This is a genomic window from Pedococcus badiiscoriae (genome assembly GCF_013408925.1).
Lineage (GTDB): Bacteria > Actinomycetota > Actinomycetes > Actinomycetales > Dermatophilaceae > Pedococcus > Pedococcus badiiscoriae.
In genome coordinates, this window is sequence record NZ_JACCAB010000001.1 from 2732520 (window position 1) to 2758696 (window position 26177).

At 71.2% G+C, this 26177-nt stretch carries 26 protein-coding genes; 17 read left to right on the top strand and 9 right to left on the bottom strand.

From position 1 onward, the window contains the following. Nucleotides 1-39: 39 nt before the first annotated feature. From BJ986_RS12875 to ggt, 10 genes are all read left to right on the top strand, one after another. Nucleotides 40-1038: an ABC transporter ATP-binding protein gene (locus BJ986_RS12875; protein ID WP_420372046.1), complete on the top strand. Its 999-nt coding sequence runs from the start codon at nt 40-42 to the stop codon at nt 1036-1038. After that, nucleotides 1038-1925: an ABC transporter permease gene (locus BJ986_RS12880; protein ID WP_179422340.1), complete on the top strand. Its 888-nt coding sequence runs from the start codon at nt 1038-1040 to the stop codon at nt 1923-1925. Before BJ986_RS12875 ends, BJ986_RS12880 begins: the two co-directional genes overlap by 1 nt. Continuing rightward, on the top strand, nt 1922-2779 hold the full coding sequence (locus tag BJ986_RS12885) for an ABC transporter permease (protein ID WP_337795263.1): 858 nt from the start codon (nt 1922-1924) through the stop codon (nt 2777-2779). The genes BJ986_RS12880 and BJ986_RS12885 overlap by 4 nt, the downstream gene beginning before the upstream one ends. Nucleotides 2780-3047: 268 nt before the next feature. After that, nucleotides 3048-4109 carry a recombinase RecA gene (gene recA, locus BJ986_RS12890; RefSeq protein WP_179422341.1) on the top strand — a complete coding sequence of 354 codons (1062 nt, stop codon included), beginning with the start codon at nt 3048-3050 and terminating at the stop codon, nt 4107-4109. Between the two features lie 40 nt (nt 4110-4149). Continuing rightward, nucleotides 4150-4791, top strand: coding sequence for a regulatory protein RecX (locus BJ986_RS12895; protein WP_179422342.1), 642 nt, complete (start codon nt 4150-4152; stop codon nt 4789-4791). A 54-nt stretch (nt 4792-4845) separates the two neighbouring features. Next, nucleotides 4846-6366, top strand: coding sequence for a tRNA (N6-isopentenyl adenosine(37)-C2)-methylthiotransferase MiaB (miaB, locus tag BJ986_RS12900; RefSeq protein ID WP_179422343.1), 1521 nt, complete (start codon nt 4846-4848; stop codon nt 6364-6366). A gap of 55 nt (nt 6367-6421) precedes the next feature. Beyond that, nucleotides 6422-7048: a peptide deformylase gene (gene def, locus BJ986_RS12905; protein ID WP_179422344.1), complete on the top strand. Its 627-nt coding sequence runs from the start codon at nt 6422-6424 to the stop codon at nt 7046-7048. Nucleotides 7049-7052: 4 nt separating this feature from the next. Beyond that, a complete protein-coding gene (gene miaA, locus BJ986_RS12910) occupies nt 7053-7982 on the top strand; it encodes a tRNA (adenosine(37)-N6)-dimethylallyltransferase MiaA (protein ID WP_179422345.1) in 930 nt (309 codons plus the stop codon). Next, the gene (gene dapF / locus BJ986_RS12915) at nt 7975-8850 is read left to right on the top strand and encodes a diaminopimelate epimerase (RefSeq protein WP_179422346.1); all 876 of its coding nucleotides are present in this window, start codon (nt 7975-7977) and stop codon (nt 8848-8850) included. Before miaA ends, dapF begins: the two co-directional genes overlap by 8 nt. A 20-nt stretch (nt 8851-8870) precedes the next feature. After that, nucleotides 8871-10703 carry a gamma-glutamyltransferase gene (ggt, locus tag BJ986_RS12920; protein ID WP_179422347.1) on the top strand — a complete coding sequence of 611 codons (1833 nt, stop codon included), beginning with the start codon at nt 8871-8873 and terminating at the stop codon, nt 10701-10703. Between the two features lie 29 nt (nt 10704-10732). Here the strand turns inward: ggt and BJ986_RS12925 are convergent, their stop codons facing one another. Continuing rightward, nucleotides 10733-11350, bottom strand: a complete 618-nt coding sequence (locus BJ986_RS12925; protein ID WP_179422348.1) for a class I SAM-dependent methyltransferase — start codon at nt 11348-11350, stop codon at nt 10733-10735. A gap of 73 nt (nt 11351-11423) precedes the next feature. Here BJ986_RS12925 and hflX point away from each other — a divergent pair, with 73 nt between their 5' ends. Continuing rightward, complete coding sequence (gene hflX / locus BJ986_RS12930; protein WP_179422349.1) at nt 11424-12875, top strand: GTPase HflX; 1452 nt, start codon at nt 11424-11426, stop codon at nt 12873-12875. 13 nt (nt 12876-12888) lie between these two features. After that, a complete protein-coding gene (locus BJ986_RS12935; protein WP_337795264.1) occupies nt 12889-13350 on the top strand; it encodes a GNAT family N-acetyltransferase in 462 nt (153 codons plus the stop codon). A gap of 22 nt (nt 13351-13372) precedes the next feature. Here BJ986_RS12935 and BJ986_RS12940 read toward each other — a convergent pair whose 3' ends face one another. The 3 genes from BJ986_RS12940 to BJ986_RS12950 all read right to left on the bottom strand — a co-directional run bounded on the left by BJ986_RS12940 (nt 13373) and on the right by BJ986_RS12950 (nt 17881). Further along, nucleotides 13373-16006 carry a DEAD/DEAH box helicase gene (locus tag BJ986_RS12940; RefSeq protein ID WP_179422350.1) on the bottom strand — a complete coding sequence of 878 codons (2634 nt, stop codon included), beginning with the start codon at nt 16004-16006 and terminating at the stop codon, nt 13373-13375. A gap of 34 nt (nt 16007-16040) precedes the next feature. Then, nucleotides 16041-16361 carry a response regulator transcription factor gene (locus tag BJ986_RS12945; protein ID WP_179422351.1) on the bottom strand — a complete coding sequence of 107 codons (321 nt, stop codon included), beginning with the start codon at nt 16359-16361 and terminating at the stop codon, nt 16041-16043. Nucleotides 16362-16681: 320 nt separating this feature from the next. Further along, nucleotides 16682-17881 (bottom strand): AAA family ATPase, encoded by a 1200-nt coding sequence (locus tag BJ986_RS12950; RefSeq protein WP_179422352.1) that lies wholly within the window; start codon nt 17879-17881, stop codon nt 16682-16684. 155 nt (nt 17882-18036) lie between these two features. On the opposite strand from BJ986_RS12950, the gene BJ986_RS12955 reads away from it, so the two are divergent. From BJ986_RS12955 to rpsT, 5 genes are all read left to right on the top strand, one after another. Next, nucleotides 18037-18282 carry a hypothetical protein gene (locus BJ986_RS12955; protein ID WP_179422353.1) on the top strand — a complete coding sequence of 82 codons (246 nt, stop codon included), beginning with the start codon at nt 18037-18039 and terminating at the stop codon, nt 18280-18282. A 125-nt stretch (nt 18283-18407) separates the two neighbouring features. After that, entirely contained in the window at nt 18408-20675 is a 2268-nt protein-coding gene (locus BJ986_RS12960; RefSeq protein WP_179422354.1) for an ATP-dependent DNA helicase, read from the top strand. 38 nt (nt 20676-20713) lie between these two features. Continuing rightward, on the top strand, nt 20714-21190 hold the full coding sequence (locus BJ986_RS12965) for an XdhC family protein (protein ID WP_179422355.1): 477 nt from the start codon (nt 20714-20716) through the stop codon (nt 21188-21190). A 32-nt stretch (nt 21191-21222) separates the two neighbouring features. Further along, nucleotides 21223-22197, top strand: coding sequence for a DNA polymerase III subunit delta (gene holA, locus BJ986_RS12970; protein ID WP_179422356.1), 975 nt, complete (start codon nt 21223-21225; stop codon nt 22195-22197). 190 nt (nt 22198-22387) lie between these two features. Further along, the gene (gene rpsT, locus BJ986_RS12975; protein WP_179422357.1) at nt 22388-22648 is read left to right on the top strand and encodes a 30S ribosomal protein S20; all 261 of its coding nucleotides are present in this window, start codon (nt 22388-22390) and stop codon (nt 22646-22648) included. A 123-nt stretch (nt 22649-22771) separates the two neighbouring features. Here rpsT and BJ986_RS12980 read toward each other — a convergent pair whose 3' ends face one another. From BJ986_RS12980 to BJ986_RS13000, 5 genes are read right to left on the bottom strand one after another with little or no spacing between them, the layout of a single operon-like run. Continuing rightward, nucleotides 22772-23296: a type II toxin-antitoxin system PemK/MazF family toxin gene (locus BJ986_RS12980; protein ID WP_179422358.1), complete on the bottom strand. Its 525-nt coding sequence runs from the start codon at nt 23294-23296 to the stop codon at nt 22772-22774. Between the two features lie 19 nt (nt 23297-23315). Further along, nucleotides 23316-23921: an HNH endonuclease signature motif containing protein gene (locus BJ986_RS12985; protein WP_179422359.1), complete on the bottom strand. Its 606-nt coding sequence runs from the start codon at nt 23919-23921 to the stop codon at nt 23316-23318. After that, nucleotides 23918-24463: a hypothetical protein gene (locus BJ986_RS12990; RefSeq protein ID WP_179422360.1), complete on the bottom strand. Its 546-nt coding sequence runs from the start codon at nt 24461-24463 to the stop codon at nt 23918-23920. The genes BJ986_RS12985 and BJ986_RS12990 overlap by 4 nt, the downstream gene beginning before the upstream one ends. Nucleotides 24464-24493: 30 nt before the next feature. After that, the gene (locus BJ986_RS12995) at nt 24494-25144 is read right to left on the bottom strand and encodes a DUF222 domain-containing protein (RefSeq protein WP_179422361.1); all 651 of its coding nucleotides are present in this window, start codon (nt 25142-25144) and stop codon (nt 24494-24496) included. 40 nt (nt 25145-25184) lie between these two features. Further along, nucleotides 25185-26093 (bottom strand): M48 family metallopeptidase, encoded by a 909-nt coding sequence (locus tag BJ986_RS13000; RefSeq protein ID WP_179422362.1) that lies wholly within the window; start codon nt 26091-26093, stop codon nt 25185-25187. Nucleotides 26094-26177: the final 84 nt, after the last annotated feature.

Genomic DNA, 26177 nt, shown 5'->3' on the forward strand with positions numbered 1-26177 from the left:
GTGAGGGCCCGTCGGTCGATGCCGATAGCGTTGTCGACCGTGCCCGATGACACCGCGCTCGAGACGACCTCGCCCGACGCCACCGCTGCCGACGACACCGCTCCGGATGACACCGGGACGGTGCTCCTGAGCGCGACGCGCCTGACCAAGACGTTCGGAGACTTCACCGCGGTGGACGGGATCGACTTCGCGGTCCGCAAGGGGGAGTGCTTCGGCTTCCTCGGGCCGAACGGCGCGGGCAAGTCGAGCACCATGCGGATGGTCGGCTGCGTGTCGCCGGTGACCAGTGGCGAGCTGCGCCTGTTCGGCCTCGACCCGGCGACGGACGGCCCGGCCATCCGTGCCCGCCTCGGCAACTGTCCGCAGCGCGACACCCTCGACGAGGAGCTGACGGTCCAGGAGAACCTCTGGATCTACGGTCGCTACTTCGGCCTCTCGCGCAAGGAGGTCCGGTCGCGGGCCGCCGAGCTGCTCGACTTCGCCCAGCTCACCGACCGTGCCGGAGACAAGGTCGAGCCCCTCTCGGGAGGGATGAAGCGACGACTGACGATCGCCAGGTCCCTGATCAACTCGCCCGAGATCCTGTTGCTCGACGAGCCCACCACGGGTCTGGACCCGCAGGCCCGACATGTGTTGTGGGACAGGCTCTTCCGACTCAAGCGGTCGGGTGTGACGCTGGTGCTGACCACGCACTACATGGACGAGGCCGAGCAGCTCTGCGACCGGCTCGTCGTCATGGACCATGGCCGGATCGTCGCCGAGGGGTCGCCTCGGTCGCTCATCGAGGAGTACTCGACCCGCGAGGTCCTCGAGCTGCGGTTCGACGCCGAGGACCACAAGGACTTCGCCGAGCGGGTCGTCGGCATCGGCGAGCGGGTCGAGGTGCTGCCCGACCGTCTCCTCGTGTACGCCGACGACGGTGACCACGCGGCGGCGGTCGTGCACTCGCGCGGGATCGAGCCCCTGTCCGCACTGGTGCGCCGGGCGACGCTCGAGGACGTGTTCCTGCACCTCACCGGCCGCACCCTGGTGGACTGATGGCCTTGCTCCAGCCCTCGCCCCACGCCGGCCCACAGTCCGCCGCCGCCGACGTGGGCGGTTCCGGTGGGGAGGGCCGAAGCCGGGCCGCACACGGCCCTCGCGCGCCGCTGTCCGCGCGTGAGCGGGCCCTGGCGGTCTTCACCTACTTCCTGGTGGTCTACCGACGGACCTGGCGCGGGAGCATCATCGGCCGGTTCCTGTCGCCGCTCTTCTTCCTGCTGGCGATGGGGATCGGACTCGGCTCGCTCGTGGACAACCGCGTCGGGGGAGTCGGCGGTCTGCCCTACCTGCAGTTCGTCGTCCCGGCCATCGTCGCCACCCAGACGATGTGGGTCGCGATGGGGGAGTCGACCTACCAGGTGCTCGGCTACATCAAGTGGAACATGGGCTACCACGCCATGCTTGCGACCCCGATGACGGTGCGCGACGTCCTGAGGGGCCACTTCCTGGCGGTGGCCGCGCACCTGACCACCGCCACGGCGATCTTCATGGCGGTGGCCTCGCTGTTCGGCGGCTTCAGGTCGGTGGCCGCGGTCCTCTGCCTGCCGATCGCGATCCTCACCGGGATGGCGTTCACCACACCGATCTTCGCGTTCACGGCCAAGCAGGAGGGTGACAACGGCTTCAACATCCTGTTCCGCTGGATCGTGACGCCGCTCATGCTCTTCTCGGGGACGTTCTTCCCGATCGAGCAGCTGCCCGGCTGGATGCAGCCGATCGCCTGGGTCACCCCGCTGTGGCACGGGGTCGAGGCCTGCCGCGCCGTGGCCACGGGTTCCGTGGCCTGGCTGCCGTTCTTCGGTCACCTGCTCGTGCTGGCGGTGTATGCCGCGGTGGGCTGGTGGCTCGCCGAGCGGTCCTTCGCGAGGCGGCTGGTCCCGTGAGCAGCTCGACGACCGCGCCCCGTTCCACGCCCCCTTCCACGCGCGGCCGGGTGTCCGCCCAGCTGGCCCGGCTGGTGCCGATGCCGGCCGGGGCGGGACTTGCCAGGATGCTCGTCGAACGCAACGTCGTCTCCTTCCGCCATGGCTGGATCGCGCTCGTGACCGGCTTCGCCGAGCCGGTGTTCTACCTGTTCTCCCTCGGCATCGGCATCGGGGCGCTCGTCAAGACGGTCACGACCGACTCGGGTGCGGTCGTGTCCTACCCCCAGTTCGTGGCGCCGGCCCTGCTGGCCGCGTCGGCGATGAACGGCGCCGTGTTCGACTCGACGTTCAACGTCTTCTTCAAGCTCCGCTACGCCAAGCTCTACGACGCGGTGCTGGCGACGCCGATGGGCCCGCGTGACGTCGCGGTCGGTGAGATCTCCTGGTCGCTGATCCGCGGCGGCCTGTACTCCGCCGCCTTCCTCGTGGTCGCACTGCTCGCTGGCGCGGTCGGGTCGTGGTGGGCGCTGCTGGCGCTGCCCGCGGCGGTCTTCATCGGGTTCGCCTTCGCCGCGCTGGGGATGTTCGCGACGACGTTCATGAAGTCCTGGGTGCACTTCGACTACGTCACCCTGGCCATCCAGCCGATGTTCCTGTTCTCCGCGACGTTCTTCCCGTTGTCGACGTATCCCGAGGCGCTCCAGTGGGTCGTGCGGGCGACGCCGCTGTACCACGGGGTCGCCCTCGAACGCGCGCTGATGCTCGGGGACGTGGGCTGGGGCGTGCTCGGGCACGTCGTCTACCTCGTGCTGCTGGGCGGGATCGGGGTCGTGGGCACGGCCCGCCGTCTCGAGAAGCTGCTCCTGTCCTAGCGGTCCTGTGCGACGTCGGCCGGGGTCCTGCGCGATGTCCTGCGCGAGGTCGCGGCGTGTCGCGGGTCGGATGCCGGATTTCGAACAGGTGTTCGGTAGTGTCGTCCACAGGTGGAACTCCCACAGACCTCCCGTCCACAGGCCGCATCAGCGTCCCGGACGGCTGTCGGTGCCGACACCTAGCGTCTGACCCGACAAGCAGATCCGCTGCCCGAGGGTCGAAGGCAGGCGCGCCCGACTCGAAGCGAAAGAAGGAACGGTGGCCAAAATGGCTGGAGCGAACGCATCAACTGTGGACCAGAAGGCAAAGTCCCTCGACAGCGTCATGGGGCAGATCGAGAAGTCGTTCGGCAAGGGCGCGGTCATGCGCCTCGGCGACGACGTCCGTCCCCCCATCGACGTCATCCCCACCGGGTCGATCTCGCTCGATGTCGCGCTCGGCATCGGCGGCCTCCCGCGCGGCCGAGTCGTGGAGATCTACGGCCCGGAGTCCTCGGGCAAGACGACGGTCGCGCTGCACGCAGTGGCCAGTGCGCAGCGGGCTGGTGGCATCGCGGCGTTCATCGACGCCGAGCACGCCCTCGACCCTGACTACGCCAAGAAGCTCGGCGTCGACACCGACGCGCTCCTGGTCAGCCAGCCCGACACGGGGGAGCAGGCGCTCGAGATCGCCGACATGCTGATCCGCTCGGGCGCCATCGACATCATCGTCATCGACTCCGTCGCCGCGCTCGTGCCACGGGCCGAGATCGAGGGCGAGATGGGTGACAGCCACGTCGGCCTGCAGGCCCGACTGATGTCCCAGGCCCTGCGCAAGCTCACCGGCGCCCTCAACAACACCGGCACGACGGCCATCTTCATCAACCAGCTGCGCGAGAAGATCGGCGTCATGTTCGGCTCGCCCGAGACGACGACGGGTGGCAAGGCGCTGAAGTTCTACGCCTCGGTCCGCCTGGACGTGCGTCGCATCGAGACCCTCAAGGACGGCAGCGAACCGGTCGGCAACCGCACCCGGGTCAAGGTCGTCAAGAACAAGGTGGCACCGCCGTTCAAGCAGGCCGAGTTCGACATCCTCTACGGCCAGGGCATCTCCCGTGAGGGTGGGCTCATCGACATGGGCGTCGAGCAGGGCTTCGTCCGCAAGGCCGGCGCTTGGTACACCTACGAAGGCGACCAGCTCGGCCAGGGCAAGGAGAACGCGCGCCAGTTCCTCAAGGACAACCCCGACCTCGGCAACGAGATCGAGAAGAAGATCAAGGAAAAGCTCGGGATCGGCCCGCAGGTCGACAAGCCGGCCGACGCGGTTCCCGAGGTACCGGTCGAGTTCTGAGCCACGGCTCGGGCGACCGCCACTGCACCACTGATCCCGCATGACTGATCGACACGACGCGGCCAGGGCAGCCTTCGAGGCTGCCCTGGCCGCGACGTCCGCTCCCGCCGACGAACCTCAGCCGAGGGCGGCTCGCCCACGGGCCTGGCAACCCATCCCCGGTGACCCCGAGGCAGACCTCCAGGCCCGTGACGGCGAGCCCGACGCGTACGACGTCGCGCGCCAGATCGTGCTGCGACAGCTCGCCCTGTCGCCCAAGAGCCGCCACCAGCTGCGGGACAAGCTGCGCCAACGCAACTGCCCCGACGACGTCGCCGAGGCGGTCCTCGACCGGATGGCAGCGGTGGGCCTGGTCGACGACCAGGCGTACGCGGGGATGCTCGTCCGGTCCCAACAGGCAGGTCGCGGCCTGGCTCGGCGCGCGCTGGCCCGCGAGCTGCGGACCAAGGGCGTCGACGACGAGACGGCCAAGGCGACCCTCGAGTCGATCAACCCCGACGACGAGCGCGACCGTGCCGCGCAGCTGGTGGCCAAGCGGCTGAAGTCCATGCACGGGCTCGAGCCGGTGGTGCAGACCCGACGACTGGCCGGGATGTTGGCCCGCAAGGGCTATCCGGCAGACCTCGCCATGGCCGTCATCCGTGAGGCGATCGCGGACGCCCCCGAGCACCAGCGCGACTGATCACCCGCCCGCCGCGGCATACCGGACTGCTCGAGCACGTACCCTTGGCGTGCGATGAGTACCACCACGACTGCACCCAGGACCTACGACGTCCGCACGCACGGCTGCCAGATGAACGTGCACGACTCGGAGCGGCTTGCCGGCCTGCTCGAGACGGCCGGCTACGTCGACGTGAACAGCCTGCCCGCGACCGCGCGGCCGGAGGCTGCCGACGTCGTCGTCTTCAACACCTGTGCCGTCCGGGAGAACGCCGACAACAAGCTGTACGGCAACCTGGGCCAGCTGCGCCCCGCCAAGACCCGGAACCCCGACATGCAGATCGCCGTCGGCGGCTGCATGGCCCAGAAGGACCGCTCCACCATCGTGCAGCGGGCCCCGTGGGTCGATGTCGTGTTCGGCACCAACAACATCGGCAGCCTGCCCGCCCTGCTCGACCGGGCCCGCCACAACAAGCGGGCTGAGGTCGAGATCCTCGAGAGCCTCGAGGTCTTCCCCAGCACGCTGCCCACCCGCCGCGACTCGGCCTACGCCGGCTGGGTGTCGATCTCGGTGGGCTGCAACAACACCTGCACGTTCTGCATCGTGCCCAGCCTGCGCGGCAAGGAGGCCGACCGTCGTCCTGGTGACGTGCTCGCCGAGGTCGAGGCGCTGGTCCAGCAGGGCGTCGTCGAGGTCACCCTGCTGGGGCAGAACGTCAACACCTACGGCGTCGAGTTCGGCGACCGGTTCGCGTTCGGCAAGCTGCTGCGCGCCTGCGGTGACATCGAGGGGCTGGAGCGCGTGCGCTTCACCAGCCCGCACCCCGCCGCGTTCACCGACGACGTCATCGCCGCCATGGCGCAGACCCCGAACGTCATGCCGAGCCTGCACATGCCGCTGCAGTCCGGCTCGGACCGCGTCCTGAAGGCGATGCGCCGGTCCTACCGCAGTGACAGGTTCCTCGGGATCATCGACCGGGTGCGTGAGCAGATCCCCGAGGCCGCGATCACGACCGACATCATCGTGGGCTTCCCCGGCGAGACCGACGCAGACTTCGAGGAGACCCTGCGGGTGGTGCGTGAGTCACGGTTCGCCAGCGCCTTCACCTTCCAGTACTCGGTCCGTGCGGGCACTCCGGCCGCGACGATGGCCGACCAGGTGCCGAAGGCCGTCGTGCAGGAGCGCTACGAGCGCCTGCTTGCAGCGCAGGAGGAGATCTCCTGGTCCGAGAACCGCGCCGTGGAGGGTCGGGAGGTCGAGGTCCTGGTCGCCACGGGCGAAGGGCGCAAGGACACCACGACGCATCGCCTCTCGGGTCGCGCGCGCGACAACAGGCTCGTGCACTTCGCCGTCCCCGAGGGCGCAGAGCGCCCTCGCCCCGGCGACCTCGTCACGGTCGGTGTCACCTACGGCGCCCCGCACCACCTCGTGGCCGATGCCGCCCTCGAAGGTGGTGCCTGGTCCGTCCGGCGCACCTCCGGTGGCGATGCGTGGGCCGCGCTGCAGGACGCGCCGGTCCCGGGCAAGCCAGGGGTGTCCCTGGGTATGCCGGGAGTGGGCCGACCGGCCACGGTGTCCGCGCCCTCGTGCGGCTGAGGCGGACGACACCCGGGATCGTGGGGGGTCACCGAAGTCTGGAAGACTTCCGGCCATGACCGTCCGCCCCATCGTCATCATCGGTGAGCCCGTCCTGCACCGCCGGGCCGACCCCGTGGAGAAGTTCGACGAGGAGCTGCGCGCCCTCGTGGCGGACATGTTCGACACCATGGACGCGGCCAACGGAGTCGGTCTGGCCGCGCCCCAGATCGGGGTGGGCCTGCGCGTCTTCACCTGGCAGATGGACAACGAGGACGGGGTCCCGGCCCGTGGGGTGGTCGTCAACCCCTACGTCACCTCGACCAAGGCGTCGCTCGACGAGCCGGACCCGCACGACGAGGCCGAGGGGTGCCTGTCGGTGCCCGGGGAGAGCTTCCCGCTCAAGCGCGGGGACGCTGCGACGGTGACGGGCTACGACGTGGAGGGCGCGGAGCTCTCGTTCGAGGCCACCGGGTGGTTCGCCCGGTGCATGCAGCACGAGTACGACCACCTCAACGGCTTCCTGTACGTCGACCGCCTCGGCGAGCGGTGGCGCCGCAAGGCCCGCAAGGCCGTCAAGAAGCACGGCTGGGGCACACCCGGCTTCGCGTGGCACCCCGGTGTCGATCCCGACCCGTTCGGGCACGACCAGGACGACGACACCGAGAGCGAGCACTGGCACGACCACGAGCACGACCTGTGACCCGATGAGGCCGATGGTCGTCGGCGTGGTCGGACCCACCGCGACCGGCAAGTCCGACCTCGCGCTCGACCTGGCGCAGGCCCTCGGGGGTGAGGTGGTCAGTGCCGATGCCAGCCAGCTCTACCGCGGCATGGACATCGGCACGGCCAAGGTCCCGCTCGCCGAGCGCCGCGGCATACCTCACCACCAGCTCGACGTGCTCGAGGTGACGCAGGATGCCAGTGTCGCCGCCTACCAGTCGGCCGCGCGGGCCGACTTCGACGCGATCCAGCGCCGTGGCCACCACCCGGTGCTGGCGGGTGGGTCCGGACTCTACGTGCGGGCCGCGCTCGACGTCCTGGACATCCCCCCGACCGACGGCGCGGTGCGCGCCAGGCTCGAGGCCGAGGCTGAGGCCGGTGGTGTCCGGGCGATGCATGCGCGCCTGGCGGAGTTGGATCCCATTGCGGCGCAGGCGATGGAGCCTGGCAACGTCCGTCGCATCGTGCGCGCCCTGGAGGTCATCGAGCTCACCGGCCGACCGTTCTCGGCCATGATGCCCACCCGGACCTTCGTGCAACCCACTGTGGTCATCGGCCTACGGATGCCGCGCGCTCGCTTGGACGAGCGCATCGCCGCCCGGGTCCGCCAGATGTGGGAGCACGGGCTGCTGGCGGAGGTGCGCGGGCTCGAGTCGCTCGGGCTGCGCGAGGGCCGGACGGCCTCGCGGGCCGTCGGCTACGCGCAGGCCCTGGCCGAGCTCGACGGGATCCTCACGACCGAGCAGGCGCAGGAGCAGACCACCGCGCTGACCCGGCGCCTCGCGCGCCGCCAGGAGTCGTGGTTCAACCCCGACCCGCGCATCGTCTGGCTCGACGCCCTCGCCCCCGACGTGGCCGACCAGGCGGTGGCGGCGGTCCGCACCGCGATCAGGGACAATGGGGCGCATGGCTGACCAGACCGCCTTCACCAAGGGCCACGGGACCGAGAACGACTTCGTGCTCGTGCCCGACCTGGAGGGCGTCCGCGACCTGACGGCGCAGCAGGCCGCCAGGCTCGCGGATCGTCGGGCCGGCATCGGGGGAGACGGCGTGATCCGGGTCGTGCCGACCGCGCTGGCCACCGAAGGCGGCATCCTGGCGCAGGCCCAGGCGGCCCGGTGGTTCATGGACTACCGGAACGCCGACGGCAGCGTCGCCGAGATGTGCGGCAACGGCACCCGCGTGTTCGCGGCCTACCTTCGTCGTGAGGGACTGGAGACCGCCGACGAGTTTGCCATCGCCACCAGGGCCGGCACCAAGCTCGTCCGGTTCGAGTCGCCGGACGTCATCGCGGTGAACCTCGGGCCGTGGCGGCTCGCGCAGCAGGTGATCGCGGACGAGGAAGGGTTCGACGCGCTGGTCCACCTCGACGGTCACGAGCCGCTGTCGGCCCTCAGCCTCGACCTCGGCAACCCCCACGCCGTCGTGGCACTGCCGGAGCAGATCGACCTCGATTCCCTTGACCTGCACCGCCTTCCGGTGGTCAACCCCCTTCCCCCGCACGGCACGAACGTCGAGTTCGTCCGCCCGATCGGCGTCGGCCACATCCGGATGCGGGTGCACGAGCGCGGCGTGGGCGAGACCCGGTCCTGCGGCACCGGCGCCGCAGCAGCGGCCCTGGCCACCCGCTTCTGGGCCGGCGACGTGACCGACACCTGGACCGTCGACGTCCCCGGGGGCCGACTGCGGGTCCGGGCCCTCCCAGGTCACGAGGTCGAGCTCGCCGGCCCCGCCGTCCTCGTCGCGGACGGCACCACCGACCTCGAGGTGCGATCGCCCTAAAACGGTCATACCGTCGGGCCATGCGCAGCCCTCGCGTCCCCCTCGTGCTCGCCGTCGGCCTGGCCGGCACCCTCGCTGTCGCGCTGACAGCCCCGGCCGCCGCGACGGCGAGCGCGGCGGCTCCCGGCCCCAAGCCGGTCTCGAACTCCCTGCCCAAGGTCCCCGTGATGCGCGGGGGCGGCGGAGCCGTGTCGTCCGTCGACGCCGTCGCCAGCCAGGTCGGCATCGACGTGCTCAAGGCCGGCGGCAACGCCGCGGACGCAGCGGTGGCCACCGCGGCCGCCCTGGGCGTCACGGAGCCGTACTCGACCGGCATCGGCGGGGGCGGGTTCTTCGTCTTCTACGACGCCAAGACCCATCAGGTGAAGACCATCGACGGTCGTGAGACGGCACCGAGCACCTTCACCCAGAGGGCCTTCCTGGAGCCCAACGGCACGCCGATGGCCTTCGACAAGGCGGTGAACTCAGGACTGTCGGTCGGGGTTCCCGGCTCGCCAGCCACCTGGGACCTCGCGACCCGCTCGTTCGGCACGCAGCCATTGGGGCTCCTCCTCAGGCCGGCCGAGAACATCGCCCGGCGCGGCTTCGTGGTCGACCAGACCTTTCACGACCAGACCGCCGCGAACGCCGCCCGCTTCGCGAAGTTCCCCGCGACCGCCAAGGTCTTCCTCCCCGGGGGGAGCGCTCCCGCTGTCGGCTCGGTCTTCCGCAACCCGGACATGGCGGCGGCTTACCGCGAGCTGCGCACCCGCGGCGTGGCCTCGCTGTATGCCGGCCGGCTCGGCCGCGCGGTCGTGGACGAAGCGCAGAACCCCCACACCGCGCCCGGGGTGAGCGTGCCGCACGGCCAGATCACGACAGCCGACCTGCGTGCGTATCGGGCCCTGCCCAAGGCGCCGGTCCACTCCCGGTACCGCGGTCTCGACGTCTACGGAATGCCCGTTCCCAGCTCGGGCGGCATCGCGGTGGCCGAGATCCTCAACCTGCTCGAGGCCATCGACCAGCGCACAGGTATCCGTCTGGGCGACCTGAGCAACGCCGACTACCTGCACCGCTTCAGTGAGGCGTCCGCGCTCGCCTTCGCCGACCGCAACCGATATGTCGGTGACGTGCCGAACGTGCCCAGCAGCGAGCTCGTCTCGCAGGGCTTTGCCGACGAGCGCGCCTGCCTCTTCAGCCCTGGCACGGCCCTCAAGCGGCCCGTGCCGTTCGGCAGCCCGGACGGCAGCTACAGCTCGTGCGGCCCGACGGCGACGACGTCGCGGTTGCCGAACGACGGGCAGTCGACCAGCCACCTGGTCGTCACGGACAAGTGGGGCAACGCCGTGTCGTACACCCTCACCATCGAGCAGACCGGCGGGTCGGCCATCACCGTCCCCGGCTGGGGCTTCCTGCTCAACAACGAGCTGACCGACTTCGACTTCGTGCCGCTGTCCCCCGATGTCCCAGACCCCAACCTGCCGGGCCCGGGCAAGCGACCGCGCTCCTCGATGAGCCCCACGGTGGTCCTCGACCACGGCCGGCTGCGCCTGGTCGCGGGCAGCCCGGGAGGCGCCACGATCATCACCACGGTGGCGCAGGTGCTGACCGAGTACGTCGACCGTGGCCTGCCGCTCGTGGACGCCATCGCCGCCGCACGGTTGTCCTCGCGCAACGGCGTCGAGCAGGCCGAGCCCGCGCTGATGTCCTCGCCCGACGCCAACGCCCTGACGGCCAAGGGCCACGTCCTGGCCTCGACACCGGAGATCGGCGCGGCCACCGCGATCAGGGTGATCGGCCCGGACGACTTCGAGGCGGCAGCCGAGACCGTGCGTCGCGGCGGGGGCTCCGCGATGGTGGTCAACCCGCGGTAGCGCGACCGGTCGCTGGACCGCGTTGGCGCTCAGGCGGTGCGCCGCACCTCGAGGATCCGGAAACCCTTGTCCGAGGTGAACCGCGAGACGGCGAACTCCGCCGGGTCCAGCTGCTCGGTCAGCCAGCGCTGCAACGAGTCCGATCCGAGGTTCTTCTGCACGACGAGGTGGGCGACGCCCCCGGCCGCGAGCCGGGGCAGCCAGGTGAGCAGGAGGCCGTGCAGCACCGCCTTCCCCACGCGGATCGGGGGGTTCGACCAGATCGCGTCGAACCGCACCTCGTCAGGTATGCCGTCGGGCCGGCTGGCGTGCAGACGCTTCAGCCCGAGCGAGGCCGCCGTCGTGCGCAGCAGGTCGAGCGCACGGTCGTTCACGTCCACGGCATACACGGTCGCCTCAGGTGAGCGCAGCGCGAGGGTGAGGGCGATCGGACCCCAACCGCACCCGAGGTCCAGCAGGGTGCCCTCGGCGGGCGGGACGGGGGCGTGCCGCAGCAGGACGGCGGTCCCCTGGTCCACCCCCGCGGGGCTGAAGATCCCGGCCGCCGAGCGCACGTCGACGGTCCGTCCGGCCAGTCGCACCGTGATGGTGCGCTGCTGCGCGGGGCTGGCGGGCTCGGCGGTGAAGTAGTGGTCCTGGCTGCTCATCGGGGCCAACGGTAGACGGCAGGACATAAAGCGGTCGCTGCGGCGGTTGAAAGGATGAGATTCTTGAGGGGACATGACACTGAAGCGAACAGACATCTTTGACCTGAAGGCCGCCGCGCTGGCCACCGAGGACGGATTCCTCGTCAGCGACGAGTCCGGCTATGACGGCGACCAGTACGACCGCGAGGACCGCGCCGCCCTGCGCCGGGTCGCTGGGCTGTCCACCGAGCTCGAGGACATCACCGAGGTCGAGTACCGCCAGCTGCGGCTCGAGCGGGTCGTCCTCGCCGCCGTGTGGACCGCGGGCACGGCCGACGACGCCGACAACTCGATGCGGGAGCTGGCTGCGCTCGCCGAGACCGCCGGTTCCACCGTGCTCGCCGGGCTGGTCCAGCGCCGGGCCAAGCCCGACACCGGTACCTACCTGGGCTCGGGCAAGGCCCTCGAGCTGCGCGACATCGTCATCGCCGAGGGCGCCGACACGGTGATCTGCGACACCGAGCTGACCCCCAGCCAGCGGCGTGCCCTCGAGGACGTCGTGAAGGTCAAGGTCATCGACCGGACCGCGCTGATCCTCGACATCTTCGCCCAGCACGCCAAGTCCAAGGAGGGCAAGGCCCAGGTCGAGCTGGCCCAGCTGCAGTACCTGCTCCCGCGGCTGCGCGGGTGGGGTGAGTCGATGTCTCGGCAGGCCGGTGGCCAGGCCGCCGGTGGTCAGGGCATGGGCTCGCGTGGTCCGGGTGAGACGAAGATCGAGCTCGACCGGCGCCGGATCAACACCCGGATGGCCAAGCTCCGCCGCGAGATCAAGGAGATGAAGACCAGCCGGGACACCCGCCGCGTCAGCCGCAAGGCGCACGAGGTCCCGAGCGTCGCGATCGCCGGCTACACCAACGCGGGCAAGTCCTCGCTGCTCAACCGCCTCACGGGGGCCGGAGTCCTGGTCGAGAACCAGCTGTTCGCCACCCTGGACCCCACCGTCCGCCGGGCCGAGACCGAGGACGGCAGGCTCTACACCTTGGCCGACACGGTCGGTTTCGTCCGCCAGCTGCCGACCCAGCTGGTCGAGGCGTTCCGCTCGACGCTGGAAGAGGTGGCCGACGCCGACCTGCTGCTGCACGTCGTGGACGGCTCGCACCCGGACCCGGAGGGGCAGATCAGCGCCGTCCGCGCGGTGCTGGCCGACGTCGAGGCCGCCAACGTCCGCGAGGTCATCGTCATCAACAAGGCCGACGCGGCCGATCCCGAGGTGCTCGACCGGCTCCGGCGTCACGAGAAGCACTCGATCGTCGTGTCGGCCCGCACAGGTGCCGGCCTGGCAGAGCTGCGTGCCCTGATCGCCGACGAGCTGCCCCGCCCCACGATCGACGTCGAGGTGCTGGTGCCCTACGACCGGGGTGACCTCGTCAGCCGCCTGCACGAGGAGGCGGAGGTGCTGTCCAGCGAGCACACGGGCACCGGGACCCTGCTCAAGGCCCGGGTGCACCCTGAGCTGGCCAGCGAGCTCGCGGCCTTCGCCGCCTGACCACGTCGCGCGCGTGGACATCCGCCTCGGTGGCCTCGAGACGCCGCAGGTCGCTGCCCTGCTCGAGGAGCACCTCGAGGACATGCGCCGTTTCTCCCCTCCGGAGAGCGTGCACGCCCTCGACCTCGACCGGCTGCGCGCGCCCGACCTGACGTTCTGGAGCCTGTGGGCCGGCGAGGAGGTGCTCGGCTGCGTCGCCCTGCGGGAGCTCGACCCCGAGCATGGTGAGCTCAAGTCGATGCGTACCTCCGCGGCGCACCGCCGGCGCGGGGTGGGCGCTGCCTTGCTGGACCACGTCGTCGCCGCAGCCCGGGGCCGCGGCTATGCGCGACTGAGCCTCGAGACCGGGCCGACCGTCGAGTTCGCGCCCGCGCGCACGATGTATGCCGCCTACGGCTTCGCTCCGTGTGGCCCCTTCGGTCCCTACGTGCACGACGAGTTCAGTGTCTTCATGACCCTGCCGCTCGAGCCATGACGTTCGAACCCTGACGATCCTGTCAGAGCCGGCGCATCGCTCGGGTGAGCACGACCGGTTCGCCGGCATCGTCCGACGCGTCCAGGTCGACGACCGCCTCGATCACCCAGTCGTGATCGCCCTGCGGGTCGTGCAGCGTCTGCCGCACCTCCCAGAGGCGGTGGTCGCGGTCAGGTTCGTCTGCCCCGGGCGGAGGCCCGCTGGTGGGGCTGACCGCGAGCAGCTGGGGACCCCGGGCATCGGAGTCGGTCGCGATGCTGTCGTGGTCGGCGTAGTAGGCACCGAGTGCCTCGTCCCACGCATCCGAGTCCATGAGGGTGTGGCGGGCGGGCTCGGGCAGGGCGGCGTTCGCCGCGTCGAGCTGGGCGAGGTCGCCGAACCGGTCCAGTGCCGCCAGCTCCACGCGACGGAACATGGCGTTGCGGACCATGACCCGGAACGCGCGCTCGTTGGCCGTGATCGGACGGTTGGGCCTCGTGCCGCCGTGTGCGGCCAGGCCCTCGAGCTCCTCGAGCCGCTCGTTCGCGTCGGGGTCGGACAGGGCCTCCCACTCATCGAGCAGGGAGGAGTCGGTCTGGCGGATGGTCTCACCGAGCCACTCGACGAGGTCATCGAACTGCTCGCTGTGGTGGGCGTCGGGGACCGTCTGGCGCAGGGTGCGATAGGCGTCGGTGAGGTAGCGCAGGACCAGCCCCTCTGACCGTGCGAGCTGGTAGGTCGAGACGAGCTCGGTGAAGGTCATGGCCCGCTCGTACATGTCGCGGACGACCGACTTGGGGGAGAGGGCCGACTCCGACACCCAGGGGTGGCTCTGCCGGAAGATCTCGAAGGTCGCCTCGAGGAGGTCGGCCAGCGGACGCGGCCACGTCACATCCTCGAGCAGGGCCATCCGCTCCTCGTACTCGACCCCGTCGGCTTTCATCTCCGCCACGGCCTCACCCTTGGCCTTGTGCAGCTGGGCCATGAGGACCTGCCGCGGGTCGTCGAGGATCGCCTCGACCACCGAGACCACGTCGAGCGCGTGGGTCGGCGACTCCGGGTCGAGGACGTCGAAGGCCGCGAGGGCGAGGGGTGCCAGCGGCTGGTTGAGGGCGAAGTCGTCCGAGACGTCGGGGCTCAGGCGCACCCCTCGGCCGTCCGCCTCGGGTGGCAAGACCCGTTGCAGCACACCGGTGTCCAGCATGCTCTTGCCGAGGGTGATGGCCCGTCGTGACAGGCGCGCCTGGTGGCGGGGTGTCTCGTGGTTGTCGCGCAGGAGGTGGCTCAGGGCCCGCACCGGGTCGCCAGGCCGCTGCACGACGTTGAGGATCATCGAGTGGTCGACCCGCATCCGGGAAACCAGTGGCTCCGGCTCCGCGGCGATGAGCTTGTCGTAGGTCTGCTCGGTCCACGACACCTCGCCGTCGGCGGGCTTGCGCCGCTGGACCTTCCTGAGCTTCTTGGGGTCGTCGCCCGCCTTGGCGATCGCGCGGGCGTTGTCGATGACGTGCTCGGGGGCCTGGACGACCACCGCGCCGCTGGTGTCGAACCCGGCTCGGCCCGCGCGCCCGGCGATCTGGTGGAACTCGCGAGCCTTGAGGATCCGCTGCCGTGACCCGTCGAACTTGACCAGGCCGGTGAACAGGACCGTGCGGATCGGCACGTTGATGCCCACGCCGAGGGTGTCGGTGCCGCAGATGACCTTGAGCAGCCCGTCCTGGGCAAGCTGCTCGACCAGTCGCCGGTAGCGCGGCAACATGCCCGCGTGGTGCACCCCGATGCCCGAGCGGACCAGGGTCGACAGCGTCCGCCCGAAGCCGGCGGTGAACCGGAACCCGCCGATGCGCTCGGCGATCGCGGCCCTGTCGGCCTTCACCGTGCCCTTGAGCGACAGCAGCGACTGGGCCTGCTCGAGGGCGGCCGCCTGGGTGAAGTGCACGACGTACACCGGGGACTGATGCGTGGTGAGGAGCTCCTCGATCGTCTCGGCGAGCGGTGTCAGCGCCCAGGTGAAGCTCAGCGGCACCGGGCGCTCGGTGCCGGTGACCATGGTCGTCGCCCGGCCGTTCCGGCGGGTCAGGTCCTCGGCGAGGTCGGTGAGGTCGCCCAGGGTCGCCGACATCAGGACGAACTGAGCCTGCGGCAGCTCGAGGAGCGGCACCTGCCACGCCCAGCCCCGGTCGGGCTCGGCGTAGAAGTGGAACTCGTCCATCACGACCAGGCCCACGTCGGCGTCGGCGCCTTCCCGCAGCGCGATGTTGGCCAGGATCTCGGCAGTGCAGCAGATGATGGGGGCGTCGGGGTTCACCGACGCATCGCCGGTCAGCATGCCCACCTCGGACGCGCCGAAGATCTCGCAGAGCGCGAAGAACTTCTCGCTCACCAGCGCCTTGATCGGGGCCGTGTAGAAGCTGACCCGGTCGGTGGCGAGGGCGGCCAGGTGCGCACCCGTCGCGACGAGCGACTTGCCGGAACCGGTCGGCGTGGACAGGACGACGTTCTCGCCGGCGAGGACGGCGAGCAGGGCTTCGTCCTGGTGGGGGTACAGGGTCAGCCCGCGCTCCCGTGCCCAACCCTCGAACGCGGCATACACGTCGTCCGGCTCCGCGACGCCGGCCGGGAGGAGGTCGGTGAGCAGTGGGCTCGCGGCCTCGGGGCCCGCCTGGTCGACAGTCATCCCCGACATCCTCTCAGGGGGCGGCGCTCCCGACCTACCCGTCCCCGGCGGGCTGCCCCCGAGTGGCCCACCGCGCGAGGTCGACGCGGTTGGCGCACCCCGTCTTGCTGAGGAGGTGGCTGACGTGGGAGCTGACGGTCTTCTCGCTGACCACGAGGGACCTGGCTATCTCGCCGTAGGTACGGCCGGCCACGATGTGCCCGAGGATCTCGGTCTCGCGCGCCGTGAGGCCGACCCCGTGCGCCATGGCAGGGGGTGGCCCACTGCTGTCCGGGTCCTCGAGCCGGACGTGGGCCCCCCGGGCCAGCGCCTCGAGCTCGTCCACGAGGGGCTGCGCGGCCAGTGACCGCGCCATGGCACCCGCGCCGCAGGGCCGCCACGCCCTGTTCGCGACTCGGGTGGCCACCGGACAGCTGGACCTCGGCCTGCCGCCACAACGAGTAGCACGCCTCCCAGGGCAGGATCTCGTGCAGCTCGGTCGACGCCCGGGCCCAGAGCACGTGCGCGTCGGCAGCGTGGCGAGCCCGGGCGACCTCCCCGTGGTACATCGCGCCGAGCCCGGCCAGCTGGTGGTCATACAGGTCGGTCGTCCCACCCACGTCGCGGATGACGTCCGGGAACCGGGCCGTGAGTGCGTCGAGCTCGTCGAGGTGCTCCGTAGGGTCGCCGCCCGTGTCACGGACCTGCTGGGCCAGGTCGGCGAGGGCACGGGCCGCGAGGGGTAGCAGCCACTCGCACAGGGTGGGGGGCGTCCCCGGCGTCGCCGTCCCCGTCATGGCCGCATCGAGTGCCTCGCGCGGGTGCCCGCCCGAGAGCAGCACCATGGCCCGGACGGCGTCGAAGTCGAAGGCGAGGAAGTTCGACGTCTCGAGCAACAGCTCGTCGGCGCGGGCCACGTGGCCCTCCGCCTCGTGCGTCCTGCCCTGGATGGCCGCCAGCCACGCTGCGGTCAACCGGGTCTGGACGTGCACGTGACCGAACGCCTCGTTGCAGGCAAGCCACGCCAGCAGGGAGTGGGGCATCCCGAGGTCGGCGAGCTCCGCTCGGCGGCGCCCGACCAGCGCCCGCCAGGACCCGTGAGAGCTCGCGCGCCGGGGCGGCCAGATGGTGCCAGGCGCGGAGCACGGCGGAGGACAGGTCCTCCGGCAGACCGGCCCCCAGGGTGGTCTGCGTGGGGGACAGTCCCTGGACGAGCAGGCGGTTGAGGTAGGAGTTGCCGCCGGTGCGGCCGTACACCTCTCGAACGAGGGTGTCGTGGGGCACCTCGCCCAGCACCGCGGTGAGCTGCGCGCGGGTGTCCTCGAGGTCGAGCGGTCCCAGGGGGAGCTCGACGAAGCCCGGCAGGCGTCGCACGTCGGCCAGCCAGCGGTGCAGCGGATGGCCCGGGCCGGCCTCGCCGCGTCGCACTGTCACGATCAGCGCCAGGCGGCGGGTCGTCAGCCCCGCCGTCACCCACATCAGCACGTCGAGGGTGGCCGGATCCGACCATTGCAGGTCGTCCACGACGAGGGCGACCGGCCCGTCCGCGCATCGTTCCCCGAGCCACGAGTCGAACGCCTCGGCTGCCTCCGCCCCCGCAGCGCGCAGCAGAACCGGTCGCTGTTCCGGCGGCAGCACTCCCACCGCGGTGCGCAGCGGCAACAAGGGAATGCTCAGCGAGGACAGCGGCAGCGAGGCGCCGCTCAGGACGAGGAAGTCCCGGGCAAGGACGCAGGCGCGCTGGCCGAGCCTGGTCTTGCCCACCCCCGCATCCCCCAGGACCAGCACCGTGCGCCCGTGGCCGGCGCGTGCCGAGGCCAGGGCCGCGTCGAGCTCGTCGAGCTCGCCGGAGCGGCCGACGAAGACGTCGCCCGAGGGCGTGTCCGCGGGTGCCACGCCCCCAGTGTGTTCCGGTGGACCGGCGAGCCGGAACCGTTATCTGAGGGGTTTCTCCGGTGCATCTGAGGGGGTGCGCCCGATGTGGCTCAGGGTGCGCACGCCGGACCGTGGAGGGGTCGGCACCACTCACCTCTCACCACCAGGAGCACACCGTGAACACCACCCAGCAGACCAGGAAGACCATCAGGCGCACATTCCCCACGATCACCGCCGCAGCCCTCCTCGTCGCCCTCGTCGCCCTCCCCGCCGCGGCCCATCAGGACCCCGGCCCCGCGCCCCTGGCGCCGCCAGCCACCTACTTCTGCGCGATCCAGCGCGTGGACACCCAGTTCGTCGGGTGCGACAACCTGACGGGCAACGGGGTTCCGGCACCCGCCTGGGTGGGAGAGGTGACCTGACCCGGAACCCACACCGTGGCCCCGGCGCCGAAGGGCGCCGGGGCCACGGCGCTGCGGCGCGGCGCGGCGCGGCTCGAGGTGGGATGGGCCACGGACACAGCTCGCCCACGGCATACGCTGACCCAATGGCCAGCCTCGACGACCTCCTGCACGCTGCCGTCCAGGGAGTCGGTGGGGTCGAGCGTCCCGGTCAGGTCGAGATGGCGCACGCGGTCGAGGACGCCGTGGCCAACGACGAGCACCTCCTGATCCAGGCGGGCACCGGCACCGGCAAGTCGCTCGCCTACCTGATCCCCGCCGTCATGCACGCCCAGAAGACGGGCAAGCCGGCGGTCATCGCGACTGCGACGTTGGCGCTCCAGGCCCAGATCGTGGACCGCGACATGCCCCGGTTGGCCGAGTCGATCGCCCCGCTGCTCGGCAAGCGACCGACCTACGGCCTGGTCAAGGGCCGCCGCAACTACCTGTGCGCCCACAAGCTCGAAGGCGGGTTCCCCGACGACGAGGACGGGCTGTTCGAGGTCGCCGAGGTCGACCGTGCGGCCTCTCGTCTGGGCCAGGAGGTGGTGCGGCTGCGCGAGTGGGCCGACAGGACCGAGTCCGGCGACCGCGACGAGCTGGTGCCCGGGGTCAGCGAGCGTGCGTGGCGACAGGTGTCGGTCAGTGCCCACGAGTGCCTGGGGAGCAAGTGCCCCGCGCTCGCCGACTGCTTCGTCGAGCGGTCCCGCGAGGCCGCCAAGGACTGCGACGTCATCGTCACCAACCACTCGTTCATGGCGATCGACTCGTTCGAGGGACGCCAGATGCTGCCCGAGCACGACCTGCTCGTGGTCGACGAGGCGCACGAGCTGGTCGACCGCGTCACGTCCACCATCACCGACGAGATCACCCCGGGCATGGTCAGCGCCGCGGCCAAGCGGGCGGGCCGCCTGGCCGAGTCCACCGAGGCCGTCGAGGATGCCGCCGTGTTCCTCCAGGGAGTCCTCGACCAGCTCCCCGAAGGCAAGCTCAACGGCATACCGGACTCGTTGTCGTTGGCGCTCGCCCGGGTGAGGGACACGACGAGGCAGCTGCAGTCCGAGCTCAAGCCGGACAAGGGGGTCGAGCCCGACGGGGCGCGCAAGGTGGCCCAGGCCGCCGTCGACGAGATGTTCGAGAACTCCTCGCGCGTCCTCGAGCAGCGGGACCTCGACGTCGTCTGGGTGAGTCGCGACCAGCGCCGCGGATCGGTGCTCCGGGTGGCACCCATGAGCGTGGCGATGTTGTTGCGCGACAAGGTGTTCGGCGACCGGACGGTCGTCATGACCTCGGCGACGCTCGAGCTGGGCGGCACGTTCGACGCGGTCGCGGGCACCATGGGACTGCGTGGCGAGGGCGCTCCGCAGTGGCGTGGCCTCGACGTCGGGAGCCCGTTCGACTATCCCCAGCAGGCGATTGCGTATGTGGCGCAACACCTTCCGGCGCCGGGCCGTGACGGCCTGAGCGACCAGACCCTCGACGAGATCGAGGCGCTGGTCCGCGCGGCAGGTGGTCGCACGCTCGGGTTGTTCTCCTCGATGCGGGCGGCCAAGGAGGCCACCGAGGCGATGCGCGAACGCTTCTCCGACAGGGAGGGTGACATCGCCTTCCTCTGCCAGGGCGAGGACCAGATCACCACGCTGGTGCGCCAGTTCGCCAGGGACCCGCGCACCTGCCTGTTCGGCACCCTCACGCTGTGGCAGGGCGTGGACGTGCCGGGCTCGGCCTGTCAGCTCGTGATCATCGACCGCATCCCGTTCCCGCGCCCGGACGACCCGCTGTCGTCGGCTCGGTCACAGGCCATCGCCCGGATGGGCGGCAACGGGTTCATGGCGGTGTCCGCCACCCACGCCGCGCTGCGGCTCTCCCAGGGCGCCGGGCGCCTCATCCGCCGCGCCGACGACCGCGGGGTCGTCGCCTTCCTCGACTCCCGCATGATGACCGCGCGGTATGCCGGGTTCCTCCAGCGTTCGCTGCCCCCGTTCTGGCCGACGACCGACCGTGAGCGGGTGCTCGCGGCGCTGAGACGGCTCGACGAGACCGCGGCGCCACCGGTGCAGGTCCACGAGCCCGCCCTGCGGGGCATCACCGGGGCGCTGGCCGGCACGTCGATGGGCGCGACGGGGGAGGACGTGGCGGAGCACCCGCGACCCGTCGCCGATGCACCTCCACCCGCCGAGTCGACCCGCACGGCGGTGACCGGTGGGCACGCCTGGACCGCGGAGTCCGACGAGGAGCTCCGCGACGGTGTGGAGCTCGGCCTGTCACTCGACGAGCTGGCCGAGAGCCTCGAGCTGCCCGCCGACGTGGTCGCCGCCCGCCTCAAGGGCCTCGGCCTCGAGGCGTCCGCCGCAGCCACCCTCGCGTTCGAGTGACGGACCCTGCTGGCGACGTCAGGAGCGATACTGACGGGATGGCGGATCCCTGCACCCTGCACGTCGTCGGAGACGGGCCCGTGGCCGAAGCACTCGTCGCGCTCGCGGCACCGCTGGGCTGGTCGGTGACGACCGCGACCGACGATCCCACCGTTCCCGGCGGGGTCGACGCCCTCGTCGTCACGAGCCACCATGAGGGGGTCGATGGCCCGGCGATCCGCGCGGGACTGGACGCCGGCACGGCATACATCGGGGGGATGGGGTCGCGGCGCACGCAGGAGCGACGCAGGTCCTGGCTCCTCGGGGACGGGGTCACCCTCGAGCAGCTCGCCACGGTGCACGCGCCGATCGGCCTCGACATCGGCGCCAACGCGCCGGGGGAGATCGCGGTCGCGATCCTCGCCGAGGTCATCGCCACGCGGGCTGGACGCACCGACCTGGGATCGGTGTCGGACCGGGAGGGTCCGATCCACCCTGAGCTGGCACCCGGCGACGCCTACTGCCCGGGCGGCTGAGGGCTGTCCCCGGCGCGTGGGAGGCTGTGCCGGTGACCGCCACCGCGACGCGCACCGTGCCCCCTCTCGTCCTCATCAGCGGACCCGAGGCGGTCATCGCCGACCGTGCGCTCAGCACTACGCTCGACGAGCTGCGGGCCTCCGCGCCCGACCTCGAGGTCATCCGGCTCGCGGCCGAGACGTACGAGGCCGGCGCTCTCGGCATGCACGCCAGCCCGTCGCTCTTCGGGGGCGAGAAGTGCATCGTCGTGCAGGACCTCGACGAGGCCCCGGACGAGCTGCAGGAGGACCTGCTGGCCTTCCTCGCGGCGCCCGACCCCGACGTCACCCTGGTGGTCACGCACAAGTCGGGCCAGCGCGGCAAGAAGGTCCTGGACCTCCTCAAGAAGTCCCAGGCGCGGGTCCTGGAGGCCCCGGCGATCAAGACCGACCGCGACAAGACCGACTTCGTCATGCACGAGTTCCGTCGTGCCGGGCGCCGGGCCACGCCCGACGCCGTCCGCGCCCTCATCGAGGCGATCGGCCGGGATGTGCGAGAGCTGGCGTCCGCGTGCCAGCAGCTGGTCGCCGACACGACCGGCACCATCGACGAGGACCTCGTCGCCAAGTACCACGGGGGCAAGGTCGAGGCGACCGGCTTCAAGGTGGCCGACGCCGCTGTCGCGGGCAACGCCGGTGAGGCGCTCCGGCTGCTGCGTCACGCCATCGCCACGGGTGTCGACCCGGTGCCGATCGTCGCCGTGCTGGCCCAGCAGCTGCGCCAGCTCGTCAAGGTGGGCGCCGCGGGCCGAGGGCGCTCGGCCGACGTGGCCCGTGACCTGGGCATGGCGCCGTGGCAGGTCGACAAGGCCCGACGGGGGTTGTCCGGCTGGGGACCCGAGGGGCTGGCCGAGGCGATCCAGGCGGTGGCCAACGCCGACTTCGAGGTCAAGGGCGGTGGACGCGACCCGGTCTACGCCGTCGAGCGCGCGGTCCTGACGATCACCCGGGCCCGCAACGGACGCTGAGCACGCGGCACACCACGTTTTGGGGGAGTGGGCTCCTCGCTGGTAGATTTGCCCATCGCGTGCGCGCATGGTCGTGCGCGCCTGCTGCACCATCCAGAGCCTCTCAACCACAGGCGCCCCACCGCCTGGTCCCGAGGGGCTTCTGCCGCCCTCTAACGGCAACCACCGACCAACCAAGAAAGACACACCTGTGGCAAACATCAAGTCCCAGCTCAAGCGGATCAAGACGAACCGCACGGCGACCGAGCGCAACAAGGCCGTCAAGAGCGAGCTCAAGACCTGGATCCGCAAGTTCCAGGCAGCCGTCGACTCCGGCGACGCCACGGCGGCGAACGACGCCCTCGCGACCGCGAGCAAGAAGCTCGACAAGGCCGCGAGCAAGGGTGTCATCCACGCCAACCAGGCCGCCAACAAGAAGTCGGCCATGGCGAAGAAGGCCGCCTCGCTCTGACGCGAGTCGCCTTCCACGGCACACCTCACGAAGGGCCGGTCACCTGCGGGTGACCGGCCCTTCGTGTCGTCCCGGCGCACCCCCGCGCCCTCGACGTGGTTCGTGTGCCGGGGTTGCTGAGCCTCAGCTCCCGGCGCGGACGGCCGCGGCCACCTGGTCGAACCGGCCACGGTCGAGCACGGCGCCCTCGCGACGCACCCCCGAGGGGTCCACGCGCAGGATCCGATCCACCCGGACCTCGCTGGGACGGCCCTGACGGTCCCAGCCGCCTGACCCGATGTCCTGCCAGTGCCGGCCGTGTCGAGCCTCCTGCTCGTGGTCACGGTCGTGGTCCTTGCTGGTCAGCATCAGAGCCAGGAGCCACCTGCCGTCGCGGCCGATCACGAGAACCGGCCGGTCCTTGCCCTGGCGGTGGTCCTCCTCGTACGGCACCCAGGTCCAGACGATCTCGCCCGGGTCGGGCAGGCCATCGGGCCGGGGTGCGTAGTCGATGGCGGGCGTGCCGGTGAAGTCGCCCGGATAGGCCGCGCGCTGACGTCCCTGGGAGGACGACGGCGGCATGGGGGCCTGACGGCCGCGTGCCGGAGCGCCGACCCGCCGCCAGAGCCGGGAGAGTCGGGAGCGCAGGGAGGCCGTGTCCGGTGACATGACGGCCACGCTATCCGGCTCAGAAGGGCGGCGGTCCGCCGGCGTCACCGTCGGATCTGGCGGGCTTTGCTCGAGCAGGCCGCAGCTCGCCGCACCATCGAAGCGTGCCGAAAGGCCGGTGTGTGTCGGTGGTGCGCTTGGTCAGCCACTGGCCGTCATGGCAGTCGCCGCGCTGCCGCGGACCGGTCCGACCGCGCGCGTGCTGGTGCTCACGGCGGGAGAGCGTGTGTGCCAGTTCCCCCTCCAGGGCCGACCAGGGGAGGCCAGTCCGGTCGGCCGAGGCATCCGCGGCGCCGACCTCGGCCCCCGTCCTCATCTCGGCTCCTGTCCTGATCTCGCCCGACGTCCTGATCTCGCCCGACGTCCTGATCTCGCCCGATGCGCCGAGCGTTCGCTCGGTCCCGACGGCATCGTCGAGCTGGAGGAAGTCGATCGGGTGGGTCGTGCGGGTGCGCCCGGTCGGATCGGTCCACGTGACGATGGCGTCGGGACCGATGCGGACCCGCCACCGGACCGTCTGCTTGATGCGGTGGTGGCGACGACACAAGCACATGAGGTTGGGCGCCTCCGTCGCTCCCGACGGCCACGGCCTGGCATGGTCGAGGTCGCAGAAGAGAGCGCTCACGATGCACCCAGGAAACCTGCACCGCCCGTCCCTGGCTTTGACAGCTCGACCAGGGCGGGTGGCGGTCGATAGGCGTGGGAGACAGTGGCGCGCCCCCGCCGGGTCGCGACAGGATCCTCGATGGCGACCAGGGCCCCGCTCTCTGCGTGGCAGGCCACCACCTCACGACGTGCTCCGGGTCGCGATGGTTCGCCGCCGGTCACCTCGCGCGCGGGCACCCGGCGCGCGGTCACCTCGCGCGCGGTCACCTGGCTGAGCGATTCCACCCAGGCCCTCCGCACCTGGGTCGGACCCGACATCCCGAAGCCCGTCACGGTGACCACATCGTCAGCTTCGCGATCGCCGTTGACTCGGCCGCCGGGCACCGATGTGCCAAACCTCCTCGGCCCCTGCGTCACTGACGCGGACCGTCCTGAACGGTCGAGCTCGGCGGCCGGCACCGCCAGCTGGACGACGAAGCTGCCGGTGGCCCGCGAGTGGATCAGGTCCATCAGGGCGTCGGCACGGGCCTCGTCGACCCCGGCGGCACGACCCTCGCGCACGTACTCTCGCGCCAGCCTGTCGATGACGGCTCACCCGCTGCGGGCCTGCTCGACCGGAAAGCTCCCCATCCAGGTGTCGACCCCGGGTTCGCCGCCGGGCCACCTGCGCAGGCTCCGCGCCGCGCGAGCTCGTGCCGCCTTGGCCCTCACCAGGTCTGCATCGACCGCACCGAGGGCGCGTCGAACCCGCCGGCGGAGCAGGCCAGCCGGCTCGAACCCCAGTGAGCCCTCGATCCTCGCCACGACGGCACGGCAGACCTCAGGGGGAGCATCGCGCAGCTCCTCGCACACGATCCCGGCCCGGTAGCCGTCCAGCCGCCCGGCGGCCATGGCGTCGAGGACTCCCGGCACCCGCGTGACCACGTCCACCGCGATCGTCATCCGGCTGCTGGCCGCGGCATCGCTGAGGCCGAGGCGGTCGCTGACCAGCGCCGGAGCGTCGAGTCGTTGGTGGCCCAGCCCGCGGTGCTGCTCGACGACGGTGCCGTCCTCGAGCTCGACGTCCTCCACTGCGGCCAAGTGGGCCATCGCGAGGAGCTGCACCGCCGTCGCCGAGTTCGCCACCGACTGGCACCGCTCCACCAGCTCGGTCAGCTCGGCGACCGACCGCTCGTGCCCGTCCTCACGCAGCCGAGCCAGCTCCTGCAGGAGCGGTCCCGCGGACTCGGCGCGATCGAACATGTGTTCGATTCTAGCGGAACCCTCCGAGAGTCGACCGGCGTCACGGGAGGTGCTTCGGCCTCCAGAGCAGCCGGCCGGGGCGGCGACGGTCGCGCAGTGCGTGGGAGCGCCAGACCAGCACCGGGTGCGACGCGAGGGCGTTGACCAGCCAGACGAAGAAGCCGGTCTCGGTGGTCGCGCGGTCGGCAAGGGCGTTCACGTCCACGGTCCGGTTGAGGTACTTGCCGGCCGCGAGGGTGGCCATCGCACCGGCACTGCCGTGCGGGACCATCGCGTACCCGAAGTTGTCCGCGGTGTACTCCTGGCTGCGGCTCAGCGTCGACCCGACGAAGGGGATCCACTGGGCGCCGCTGATGGCCAGGATCCGCCAGTAGCTCGTGTGGCCGGCCGCGATGTGGCCCACCTCGTGCCCGATGATGAACCTGAGGGCGTCGGGGTTGCGTGCCTCGCCACCGATCTCGAACAGGTCGCTGTAGACGAAGATGAACCGCCGGAACCCGTGCCCCGACGCGGCCGCGTTGATCATGCCGTTGCCCAGCACCACGTAGGCGTCGGGCACCCTCCTCAGGCCGTGGTGCGCGCAGGCGTCCACCAGCATCTGGTACGCCTCCGGGTACTGCGTCGGCGAGATCTTCACGCCGGACAGGCGCAGCCCTGCGTAGAGCTGGCCGCGCAGGAAGTAGATGATCACCGGCGCGGCCAAGAAGATCACGGCATACGGGTCGGGCTGGCGCCGGTCGATGATCGCGGAGGCCACCTCGTACCAGGAGATCGCCCACACGAGCAGCGACCCGAGGATCACCACGACCAGGCAGAGGTTCTCGAGGGGGTGGCGCAGGTGTGAGCGCACGTGCTCTCGGTACCCGGGAGGAGGTGGGGGCAGCAGCGCGAGTGCTCCGGCGGGCTGCGGTGCCCCGTGCTGGTGGGCGTGCTGGGTCGATTCGGCCATGGTCCCCTCGATGCTGTGGCTGTCGCGTCCGATGCTACGTCTCGACGGCTGGGCGAGCCGCGCCAAACCCGCCGTGCGCGAGCA